Source organism: Kitasatospora sp. NPDC059803 (genome assembly GCF_042732255.1).
Taxonomy (GTDB): Bacteria; Actinomycetota; Actinomycetes; order Streptomycetales; family Streptomycetaceae; genus Kitasatospora.
Genome location: NZ_JBHWIJ010000096.1, coordinates 16,479 through 26,509 on the forward strand (window position 1 = coordinate 16,479; position 10,031 = coordinate 26,509).

At 75.5% G+C, this 10,031-nt stretch carries 10 protein-coding genes; 5 read left to right on the forward strand and 5 right to left on the reverse strand.

Going from position 1 to position 10,031, the window contains the following annotated elements:
- Nucleotides 1-140 precede the first annotated feature (140 nt).
- Nucleotides 141-1,466, reverse strand: a complete 1,326-nt coding sequence (locus tag ACFV6I_RS17565; RefSeq protein ID WP_380426160.1) for a cytochrome P450 — start codon at nt 1,464-1,466, stop codon at nt 141-143.
- A gap of 262 nt (nt 1,467-1,728) precedes the next feature.
- Between ACFV6I_RS17565 and ACFV6I_RS17570 the strand changes: the two genes are divergently transcribed.
- The 3 genes from ACFV6I_RS17570 to ACFV6I_RS17580 all read left to right on the forward strand — a co-directional run bounded on the left by ACFV6I_RS17570 (nt 1,729) and on the right by ACFV6I_RS17580 (nt 4,443).
- The gene (locus ACFV6I_RS17570) at nt 1,729-2,832 is read left to right on the forward strand and encodes an NADH:flavin oxidoreductase/NADH oxidase (protein ID WP_380426162.1); all 1,104 of its coding nucleotides are present in this window, start codon (nt 1,729-1,731) and stop codon (nt 2,830-2,832) included.
- A 139-nt stretch (nt 2,833-2,971) separates the two neighbouring features.
- The gene (locus ACFV6I_RS17575; RefSeq protein WP_363376142.1) at nt 2,972-3,577 is read left to right on the forward strand and encodes an SGNH/GDSL hydrolase family protein; all 606 of its coding nucleotides are present in this window, start codon (nt 2,972-2,974) and stop codon (nt 3,575-3,577) included.
- A gap of 155 nt (nt 3,578-3,732) precedes the next feature.
- Nucleotides 3,733-4,443 (forward strand): hypothetical protein, encoded by a 711-nt coding sequence (locus ACFV6I_RS17580; protein ID WP_380426164.1) that lies wholly within the window; start codon nt 3,733-3,735, stop codon nt 4,441-4,443.
- A gap of 40 nt (nt 4,444-4,483) precedes the next feature.
- Here the strand turns inward: ACFV6I_RS17580 and ACFV6I_RS17585 are convergent, their stop codons facing one another.
- Entirely contained in the window at nt 4,484-5,617 is a 1,134-nt protein-coding gene (locus ACFV6I_RS17585) for a sensor histidine kinase (protein ID WP_380426166.1), read from the reverse strand.
- On the reverse strand, nt 5,614-6,285 hold the full coding sequence (locus tag ACFV6I_RS17590) for a response regulator transcription factor (RefSeq protein ID WP_063353004.1): 672 nt from the start codon (nt 6,283-6,285) through the stop codon (nt 5,614-5,616). Before ACFV6I_RS17590 ends, ACFV6I_RS17585 begins: the two co-directional genes overlap by 4 nt.
- Before the next feature lie 194 nt (nt 6,286-6,479).
- Here ACFV6I_RS17590 and ACFV6I_RS17595 point away from each other — a divergent pair, with 194 nt between their 5' ends.
- Both ACFV6I_RS17595 and ACFV6I_RS17600 read left to right on the forward strand, forming a co-directional pair.
- Nucleotides 6,480-7,130, forward strand: a complete 651-nt coding sequence (locus ACFV6I_RS17595; RefSeq protein WP_380426168.1) for a M15 family metallopeptidase — start codon at nt 6,480-6,482, stop codon at nt 7,128-7,130.
- A 10-nt stretch (nt 7,131-7,140) separates the two neighbouring features.
- A complete protein-coding gene (locus ACFV6I_RS17600; protein WP_380426170.1) occupies nt 7,141-8,250 on the forward strand; it encodes an endonuclease/exonuclease/phosphatase family protein in 1,110 nt (369 codons plus the stop codon).
- A gap of 37 nt (nt 8,251-8,287) precedes the next feature.
- Here ACFV6I_RS17600 and ACFV6I_RS17605 read toward each other — a convergent pair whose 3' ends face one another.
- Together ACFV6I_RS17605 and ACFV6I_RS17610 are read right to left on the reverse strand one after the other, a co-directional pair.
- On the reverse strand, nt 8,288-9,340 hold the full coding sequence (locus tag ACFV6I_RS17605) for a hypothetical protein (RefSeq protein ID WP_380426172.1): 1,053 nt from the start codon (nt 9,338-9,340) through the stop codon (nt 8,288-8,290).
- Nucleotides 9,337-10,014 (reverse strand): hypothetical protein, encoded by a 678-nt coding sequence (locus ACFV6I_RS17610; protein ID WP_380426174.1) that lies wholly within the window; start codon nt 10,012-10,014, stop codon nt 9,337-9,339. The genes ACFV6I_RS17605 and ACFV6I_RS17610 overlap by 4 nt, the downstream gene beginning before the upstream one ends.
- Nucleotides 10,015-10,031 lie beyond the last annotated feature (17 nt).

Below are 10,031 nucleotides of genomic sequence, written 5' to 3' on the forward strand. Positions count from 1 at the left end.
GCCGCAACCCCCCCCCACCCCGCAATCGCCCGCGCGGGCTGACCCCCCCCACCCCCCCAGCCGGGTGCCCCGCGCTCGTTACCCGCGGGGCCCCCCCCACGCCCGGGGCCGGGCCGGGCGCGCCACCGGCCCTGCGGCGCTCACCCGCCCCCGCGCGGGCTGACGAGCATGCGGATGTCGTCGGCCGCCCAGAGGACGAACCGTTCGGCCGGGACCACCCGGTGGCCCGGCACGGGCCGAAAGCGCAGGCGCTTGAGGAGGACGGCCAGCAGCAGTTCGCACTCGACCATGGCCAGGGCGGCGCCCTCGCAGCTGCGCGGGCCGAACCCGAAGGGGACCCAGGCCAGCCGCGCACGTCCGGCCGCCTGCTCCGGGGTGAAGCGCTCGGGGCGAAACCGTTCGGGCTCGGGCCAGTGGTCGGGGTTCAGGTGGATGGCCCAGAACGGGTAGAAGACCACCGCCCCGGCCGGGACCGTGTACGCGCCGAGGGTGAGCGCTTCAGTGGTCTGGCGCGCGCCGTAGGGGCCGGGCGGGTAGAGGCGCATCGACTCCTGGAGGACCGTCCGCAGGTACGGCAGGCGCCGCAGGTCGGCGCACCCGGGGGCCGGGCGGTCGCCGAGCACGCGGTCCAGTTCCCCGGTGACGCGTTCGGCCGCCTCGGGGTGGCGGCCCAGCAGGTGCAGGGTCCAGGAGACGGCCACGCCGGTGGTGTGGTGGGCGGCGAGCATCGTCGCGAGGACGGTGTCGCGGATCCGGGCGGGGCGCTCGCCGGCCTCGACCAGTGCGCCGACCAGGTCGCTGCGGTCGGCGCGGCCGCCGTTGCGGTGGGCCGCGATCACCCGGTCGACCGTCGCGCGCAGGAGGGCGAGCGCCCGCGCGGTCCGCTCGGCGCGCTCCTGCGGGTCGACGGCGGGGGGCACCTGGTAGAGCCGTTCCAGGTAGTCGGCGAGCACCTCCTCGAAGGCGGCGGCGACGACGTCCGGGCCCTCGACCTCGCCGCCCAGGGCGTACGCGCAGATCATCCGCAGGGACAGGGCGGTCAGGTCCTGCTGCAGCGCGACGGCCTCGCCCCGCGCGCCCCGCGCGGCCCAGCGGTCCGCGAGGCCGGTCGCGAGCGCGGTGAAGCGGTCGAAGGCCTGCTCGTGCGAGGGGCGGCCGGCCAGGACCGAGAGCAGGGTGCGGCGCCACGGGGCGTGTTCGTCCGCCGGGAGCACTTGCAGGTTGCCGGCCTCGAACAGCGGGTCCAGGAAGGAGAACAGGCGCTCGGGGCGGCGGTCCAGGTGCGCGGTGGCCTCCAGCAGCACCGGGTCGGCGACCGACACGGCCGTCTCGGCGCCGGGCAGCTGGAACCGTGCCACGGGGCCGTACTCGGCGTGCAGCCGCAGCTGGTAGGCGTGCAGCCCGCCCGCCTGCGCGATGGCGCCGACCCCGCCGTCCGGCCGGGGGTCGGGACCGGGGATCTTCATCGGACCTCCTGGTGACGCATGGTCGGATCCGCCGCCCGGACGGTGGACGCGGGCGGCGCAGCGCCGACGGCCGTGGGGACCAGGATCGCGCGGGAGCGCGTCCGGCCGGCAGTGGCGACGCCGAGTGAAATTGCCAGCGCTTGCAACCAATCGGCGCACACAACTATTGTGGTGTCACGCAAAGTGCACCTGCAATCATTCGAGAAGGCTTCCCCTCGCCCCTCCCGCCCCCGGCCCCGCCTCCGCCGACAGGAGTCCGCCCATGAGCACCACCCTCTTCACCCCCTACACCCTGAGGACCCTGACCGTCCCCAACCGCGTCTGGATGGCGGCGATGTGCCAGTACAGCGCCGCTCCGGACGGCGACGCGGCCGGCGCCCCGACGGACTGGCACTTCGCCCACGTCGCGGCACGCGCCACCGGCGGCACGGGGATGATCATCATGGAGGCCACCGCCGTCAGCCCCGAAGGCCGCATCACCCCCTACGACCTCGGGATCTGGAACGACACCCAGGTCGCGGCCTTCCGGCGGATCACCTCCTTCCTGACGGCGCAGGGCACTGTGCCGGCCCTCCAGCTCGCCCACGCCGGCCGCAAGGCGTCCACCGAGCGCACCTGGATCGACCGCGGCCGCGCCCTCGCCCCGGACGAAGCCCACGGATGGACGCCGCTCGCCCCCAGCGCCCTGCCCTTCGCCCCCGCCCGGACCAGGCCCGACGAACTCACCGAGGAGCAGATCCGCGGGATCGTCCGGCAGTTCGCCGACGCCGCCCGGCGCGCGCTCGACGCCGGCTTCCGGGCCGTCGAGATCCACGGCGCCCACGGCTACCTGATCCACCAGTTCCTCTCCCCCCACAGCAACCACCGCACCGACGCGTACGGCGGCTCCTTCGAGGGCCGCATCCGCTTCGCCCTGGAGGTCGTCGACGCCGTCCGCTCGGCGTGGCCCGAGGACCTGCCCGTCCTCTTCCGCGTCTCCGCGACCGACTGGCTCACCGAGAACCCGCAGGACGGCCGCACCGGGTGGACCTCCCAGGACACCGTCCGCCTCGCCAAGGAACTCCTGGCCCACGGCGTGGACCTGATGGACATCTCCACCGGAGGCCTCGTCCCCGACGCCACGATCGACGCCGGACCCGGCTACCAGGTGCCCTTCGCCGAGGCGGTGCGCAGCGGGGCCGGCATGCCCGTGGCGGCCGTCGGCCTGATCACCGACCCCGTCCAGGCCCAGGACATCCTCGCCGCCGGTAAGGCCGACGCCGTCCTGCTCGGCCGCGAGCTGCTGCGCGACCCGTACTGGGCGCGCCGCGCCGCCGCCGAACTGGGCGCCCGGGTCCCCACCCCCGTGCAGTACCACCTCGCGTAGCGGCGCCCCGGTTCCGGCGGCGCGGTTCCCCGTGGAGGCCCGCCCCGCCGCCCGCCGGTCCCGCACGCCTGTGATCAACTCTTCGGGTACCGCGGCGGGGACCGCGGCACAGGACGAACCATCAAAGGGGGATGGTCACATGGTCGAACTGTCGAACGGTGCGATGACCTGGGTGGCGGCCGGGGACAGCATCACCCGGGCCGCCCTGCACACCCACGGCGCGCGCGGCTGGGTGGAGCACGTGCAGGAACGCCTCTGCTGGCAGCTCGGCCGGCTGACGGACGTCGTGGTCAACACCGGCGTGTCCGGCTGGCGGGCCACCGACGTCCTCGGGGCGTACGACTTCGTCATCGGGCGGTTCGCACCGGACGTGCTGTCGCTCTCGCTGGGTACCAACGACGCCCCCGCCGGGCTGGAGGGGCTCGGGGAGTTCCGCGACGCCATGCGCGAGATCGTCGCCCGGTCCGCCGGCGCGCAGATCGTGCTGCACACGCCGCTCGTGGCCAGCCACGCCGGGCGCGCCGCCCGCCCCGAGCTGCCCGCGTACTGCCAGGCCGTGCGCGAACTCGCCGCGGAGACGGGCGCGTTGCTCGTCGACCACGAGGCGTACTGGCTCGCCGAGTTCCCCGACGGCGAGGCGATCCCGTGGCTGGACGACCCCACACACCCCAACGGCGTCGGCCACCTGCACCTGGCCGACCACACGCTGCGCACACTGGGGCTGGGCGAACTCACCGCCCTGTGAGCGGGCCGCGCCGGGCGGGCCGTCGGGGCGGTTGCCGCTGATCGGGGGCTGGGCGGCGTCCGGAATTTTTGTCGGGTCCCTGTCTAGTTCGCTTGCGTCCTGGTGTGGTGGGATGTGCCCGTCACGGGATTTGAGGGCGCTGACGGGGGTGCGCGGTGAGGGGTGGACGGCTGTGCGGGCTGGACGGGGACGCGGCGCGGCTTGCCGCGGCGGGCCTGGTCCGGCTGGGTGCGCAGGAGTGGGTGGGCGACGCGGCCGGGGCTCCGGCGTGGCTGGGGCGGATGCGGGCGGCGTCATTCGCGGACGCCTGGCTGGCGTTCGGCGAGCCGCCGGCGCCGGGGCTGCGGGTGCCGGCCGGGGAGGTCCTGCGGGCGCTCGCGTACCGGGCGGCGGAGCTGGTGCTCCAGGCCCGCGAGGGGGATGTGCCGGCGGTGCTGGAGTGGCTGGGCCGGCGGTCGGCGGAGGCCCGTGAGCAGGCGGGCCGGGCGGAGGTGACGCACCCGGCCGAACCGGCCGCGCTCGCCCTGGTGTGGCACGGCGTCCAGGCGGTCACCGCCGACGCCGACGCCGACGGCGGGGGCGGGTACGGGGGCGGGGGCGCTTCGGCGGCCGAGGGCCGGGAGGCGCACGGCCGGCGCATCGACGAGCGGGGCGAGGCCTACGTCCGCGAGCGGTACCACCGCCGGGACACCCTGGCGCTGATGCTGGCCTGTGCCCGGATCGCGGCCGCCGCGCTGGTGGAGTCGTGCGGCGGCGATCCGGGCCGGGTGGACGGGTGGCTGGAGGAGGACGCGGCCCGGTACATGGCGCTCGGCGGCCCGGTGCCGCTGTGGGTGCCGGGCCGGCCGGGGCAGCCCACGGGGTGAGGCCCAGGGCTCGGCGGCTCGGTGGCTCGGCGGCCGGGGCTCAGCGGGCCGGGAGGCTGAGGGTGGCGTGCAGGCCGCCGCCGGGGGCGGGGGTGAGGCCGAGGTCGCCGTGGTGGGCGTCGGTGATGGCCACGACGATGGCCAGGCCGAGGCCGTGACCGCGGCGGGCGGGGTCGGACTGCGCGGTGCGGCCGCGGCCCCTCAGGAAGGGCTCGGTGAGGGTGGGGACCGTCTCGGAGGCCAGGCGGGGGCCGGTGTTGGTGACGGCGAGCCGGACCCGGCCGGGGTGGTCCGGATCGGCCCCGGTGGTGACGGTGACGGATCCGCCGGTCGGCAGGTTGTGGCGCAGCGCGTTCTGCAGCAGGTTGACGGCGGCCTGGCGCAGCAGGACCGGGTTGCCGGTGGCGGGGGCGGGCCGGCAGTCGGTGGTGACGGTGACGCCCAGGGCGGCGGCCTCCTCCTGGACGGCGGCGAGGGCGTCGCGGGTGGTGCGGGCCAGGTCGAGGGGTTCGAGTTCGGGGGCGGTGTGGCCGAGGTCGGCAAGTTGGAGGAGCGCTTCGCTGATCTCGATGCCGCGCTGGTTGGTGTCCTGGAGGCGGGTGACGAGGGTGGTCCAGTCCTGGCGGGCCGGGTCGGCTGCGGCGACCTGGAGCATGGTGCGGGTGATGGCCAGGGGGGTGCGCAGTTCGTGGGAGGCGTTGGCGGCGAAGCGCTGCTGGGCGTCGAAGGAGCGCTGGAGGCGTTCGAGCATCTCGTCGAAGGCGTCGGAGAGGTCGGTGAACTCGTCGCGGGGGCCGGCGAGGGCGATGCGGTGTTCGAGTGCTCCGCTCGCGGCGCGGTGGGCGGCACTGGTGATGTCCTGGAGGGGGCGCAGGACGCGGCCGGCGATGAACCAGCCGCCGATCGTGCCGACGGCGGTGAGCAGGGCCAGGGCGTAGCCGGAGATGGTGAGCAGGGAGCGGAGGATCTCCTGGCGGGAGGGGGCGGAGAGGCGGTCGCGGGGGTTGGAGGAGGTGAGCGGGTAGTTGGGGATGTAGCGCATGCCGATGTAGACGACGGCCAGGCAGAGGGTGCCGGTGATGACGGCGAAGAGGGTGTAGCTGAGGGTGAGCCGCAGGCGGGCGGTCAGGCGGCGCGGCCGCGGCGCGGGGCGGGTGCGGGGCGGGGCGCTCACGTGGGGGTGCCGTCGGTGAGGCGGTAGCCGACGCCGGGCACGGTCTGGATCACCCAGGGTTCGCCGAGTCGTTTGCGCAGGCCGGAGATGGTGATGCGGACGGCGTTGGTGAACGGGTCGGCGTTCTCGTCCCAGGCGCGTTCGAGGAGGTTCTCGGCGCTGATGACGCCGCCGCGTGCGGTCATCAGGACCTCCAGGACGGCGAACTGCTTGCGGGAGAGGGCGACGTAGCGGCCGTCGCGGTAGACCTCGCGGCGGAAGGGGTCCAGGCGCAGTCCGGCGTATTCGAGGACGGGGGGCGCGGCCTGGGCGGGGCGGCGGGCCAGGGAGCGCAGCCGGACGACGAGTTCGGCGAGGTCGAAGGGTTTGGTCAGGTAGTCGTCGGCGCCGAGTTCGAAGCCGGCGACCTTCTCGTTGAGGCGGGCGGCGGCGGTGAGCATGAGGACGCGGCAGCCCAGGCGGTGCTCGACGATGGTGCGGCAGACGTCGTCGCCGTGGGTGCCGGGGATGTCGCGGTCCAGGACGACGACGTCGTAGGTGTGGACGGCGAGGCGTTCGAGGGCGGCGTCGCCGTCCGTGACGATGTCGCAGGCGATCGCCTCCAGGCGCAGGCCCGCCTGGACCGCCTCGGCGAGGTAGATCTCGTCCTCCACCACCAGGACCCGCACGCGCTGTTCTCCCGTCCCGCTCTTGCTGTCGTTGCCGTTGCCGTTGCCGTTGCCGTTGGTGTCCATTGGACACGAACGGGCCTATCGAAAACGTATCGGTTAGTGCAGACGTCCTGGTAACACCGCATTTCCTCCCATGGTGTGGCCGCCGGGTTTCCCCGTCGCGGCGAGATGACGAGCGCCGGGAGGCAGCGATGGACGGGACGACGCGCCAGGAGGCGACGCGGTGGCGGACGGCGGGAGGTGGCCGGCGGGCGGTGGCCGTGGGCACCGGGGCGGTGGTGGTGCTGGCGCTGGCCGGCGCCTGCGCGGCCGCCGATCCGCCGGCGACCGAGGCGGCGCTGCGGACCCTGGCGGCCACCGTCGCGCCGTTCTCCTCCTCCCTCGCTCCGGGCTCCGGCTCCTCGGCGGGGGCGGACGGCGACATTCCCGACGGCACGACGCTGACCCCGTTCGACACCGGGGCGCCGGCGGTGGGCAACCTGGACAGGCCACTGCTGGAAGCCGTCCAGCAGGCCGCCCGGGACGCGCGCGCCCAGGGCATCGAGATGACCGTCACCTCGGGCTGGCGCAGCAAGGAGTACCAGCAGCGGCTGCTCGACAAGGGGGTGGCCAGGTACGGGAGTCTGGAGCGGGCCAGGCAGTTCGTGAACACTCCGGAGAAGTCGGCGCACGTCTCGGGCAAGGCCATCGACATCGGCCCGACCAATGCCGACTACTGGCTGATCCAGCACGGCGCGCGGTACGGGCTCTGCCAGGTGTACGCCAACGAGATCTGGCACTTCGAGCTGCTGACCAGCCCTGGCGGGACCTGTCCGGCCCAGTTGCCCGACGCGGCCGGGTAGGGGGCCGTTCATGATCCGATCGCAGGAGGGGCTCGCGCCGGGGGCGGGAGCGGTCTCAAGGCCGGAGGCGGGGCCGGTGGCGAAGGCGGAGGCGGGCCCGGAGGCGGGGGGCGCCTCGGCGGGTGTCGCCCGCCCGGCCGGCCGTCGACGCCGTCGGCAGCGGCGCCCGCCGGTCGGGCGCTGGCGGCGCGGCCGCGTGGCCGCCGCCGTGGCCCTGCTGACCGCCCTCGCCCTGGCCGGTCACCGGCGGGTGCCGAGCCTGGGCGTCCACTTGGGGAGCCTGTGGGAGAGCGCCCTGCCCTGGGCCGGCGTCGTGGTGCCCGCCGTCCTGCTCGTCGCCGCGCTGCGCCGCGCGCCGGTGCCGGCGTGCGCCGCGGTGGTGCTGGCCGCGGTGTGGGCCGTCGTGCTCGGGCCGGTGCTCGCCGGCGGCGGCCCGCCGCCGGGGGGCGGTGCGGGCCCGGCCGGCGGTGCGGGCCTGACCGCGGTCACCCACAACGTGAGCGCGCAGAACCCGGACCCCGCCGGCACGGCCCGGGCGCTGCTCGCCGCCCGCCCCGACCTGGTCGCCCTGGAGGAGGTCACCGACGCCGCGCTGCCCGTCTACCAGCACGTGCTGGACGCCGAACTGCCGCACCGCACGCGGATCGGCACCGTCGCGCTGTGGAGCCGCTACCCGCTGACCGACGCACGGCGGCTGACCATCGACCCGGGCTGGAGCCGCTCGCTGCGGGCCGAAGTCCAGGCCCCCGGTGGGCCGTTGGCCGTGTACGTGGTCCATCTCGCCTCCGTCCGGCTCAACGTCACCGGCTTCGCCACCGCTCACCGCGACCGCAACCTCGCCGCGCTCGGCGCCGCGCTGGACGAGGAGCCCCTGCGCCGGGTGCTGCTGCTGGGCGACCTCAACACCGCCGCCGGGGACCACGCGCTCGCCCCGGTCACCAGCCGGCTGAGCTCCGCGCAGGACAGCGCGGGCGGCGGCTTCGGGTTCACCTGGCCGGCGGTCTTCCCGCTGGCCCGGATCGATCACGTCATGACCCGAGGCCTGTCCGCGACCGCCGCCTGGACCCTGCCCGCCACCTCCAGCGACCACCTGCCCGCCGCCGCCCGGCTGACGCCGTGAGGGGCGTGCGGGCGGCGGGGGCGGGGGGCTGCCGGTGTCAGGCGAGGAGGTCGGACTGGAGGGTGACCACCTGGCGGAAGGCCGCGTCCGGGACGCCGTCGGGGTTGGTCATCGTGACGACGGCGACGAGGTCGGAGGCGCAGAGGTAGGCGACGCGGGCGTTCGGCGTGCCCTTGGCGCCCTTCGCCGAGCTCTCCTGGGCGTCCAGGTGGACGCCCTCGACGGTGTCCCAGGCGCTGTGGGAGGTGCTCTTCGCACCGGGCAGGGCATTGGGCCTGGCGTCGGAACGCAGGGAGGAGAAGACGTTCCAGGACTCGAAGGAGGCACCGAAGCGCAGCAGCCGGATCTGGGTGCGGGTGCCGTCGGAGGCCGTCCACTCCCGGACGGTGGCCGCCCGGCAGGCGTCCTGCAGGAGCAGTGCGCGGAGCTCGGCCGGGTCCCGCTGGTCGGCGAGGATCGCGTCGCAGGTGACCCAGTCGGCCGGGGCCTGGCCGGCGGGGGCCGTGGACGGGCTCGCGCCCGCCGAGGCCGACGCCGAGGCCGAGGCGGAGGCGGTCGGGCTCGGGGTCGGGGTCGCGCTCGCCGACGGGGCGCCGGTGGCCGAGGCGGTGGGAACCGGGTAGAGCGCCGGGGTGAGGCTGCCGCCGGCCTCCTTGGGGGCGGGCAGCAGCAGGTAGCGCAGGTCCGCGGCGTGCAGGGCGTTCTTGCCGCCCGTACGGTCCGGCGCGCTGCTGCCCGAGGGCAGCGGCGGCAGCGTCAGCGGCGGGAAGGTGTAGCGGCCGTCGCCCGGGGTGGCCAGGCCGGGCAGGTCGGTGCGCTCGGGGGCGGTGACGGCCAGCGCGGCGCCGGTGCCCGCGAGGGCGAACACCAGGGTGGCGGTGGCCCAGCGTGCGGCCGCCCTGCGGCGGGCGCTGCGCCGGGCGAGGCGGGCCTCGTGCTCCTCGGGGGTCTCCGCGGCGGGAGCGGCGGGGAACTCGGCGGGGGTGCCCGTGGAGGTCTCCGCGAAGGTCTCCGTGGCGGCCTCGGCGGGGGTGCCCGCGGGGGTCTCGGCGAGGGCGGCGGGCTCGTGCGGGGTGGCGTGGTCGGTCATGCGGACGCTCCCGGGCGGGCGAGGCGGTCGAGCTGCAGGGTGAAGAGGGCGACGATCCGGTCCTTGGGCAGCGGTGCCACGCCCTCGACGTTCATGACCACCAGCAGGTCGCCCTCGGCGGCCGAGCACTCCAGGTAGTCGATCGGCGCGGACGGCGGCGCCGGCATCAGGTAGCAGTGCGCCTCGGGGTGGCCCGGGATCTCCGGGCCGATCCGGAACAGGCCGGTGTCGCCGGTGAAGACCGCGGTGTACTCGTTGAGCTTCTGCACTTCCTGCTGGTTGAACTGGCGCAGCTTCAGGCCGACCACCAGGTCGTCCTCGCTGGTCCGGTACGTCCGCACGCCGGTGGCCTTGACGTGCAGGCCCTCCCAGTAGGAGCGGAGCTTGTCGCGCTTGTCCTTGGGGATCTGCTGGAGTTCGTCGTCCAGTTCGGCGGACAGGAACTCGGCGCCGAGTTCGGTGTCGTTGCCGTAGCCGCCCTCGTCCGGGCCGGGTTCGTAGCCGGCCGGGACGGGCAGCAGCAGGTCGCGCAGCGAACCGAAGTGGTTGCCGTTGGACTTGGCGCCGAACGGCGTGGCGGTCGCGGTCGGGACGGGCGCGGCGGACGGCCCGGCGGCGACGGCCGGGGCCGGGTCGTCGTACTGGGTCTTGATGATGCCGACGCCGATGGCCACCACATACACCGGTCAGG

Coding starts and splice junctions, on each gene's coding strand:
- ACFV6I_RS17565 (WP_380426160.1), bottom strand. CDS start 1,466: ATGAAGATCCCCGGTCCCGACCCCCGGCCGGACGGCGGGGTCGGCGCC.
- ACFV6I_RS17570 (WP_380426162.1), top strand. CDS start 1,729: ATGAGCACCACCCTCTTCACCCCCTACACCCTGAGGACCCTGACCGTC.
- ACFV6I_RS17575 (WP_363376142.1), top strand. CDS start 2,972: ATGGTCGAACTGTCGAACGGTGCGATGACCTGGGTGGCGGCCGGGGAC.
- ACFV6I_RS17595 (WP_380426168.1), top strand. CDS start 6,480: ATGGACGGGACGACGCGCCAGGAGGCGACGCGGTGGCGGACGGCGGGA.
- ACFV6I_RS17600 (WP_380426170.1), top strand. CDS start 7,141: ATGATCCGATCGCAGGAGGGGCTCGCGCCGGGGGCGGGAGCGGTCTCA.
- ACFV6I_RS17605 (WP_380426172.1), bottom strand. CDS start 9,340: ATGACCGACCACGCCACCCCGCACGAGCCCGCCGCCCTCGCCGAGACC.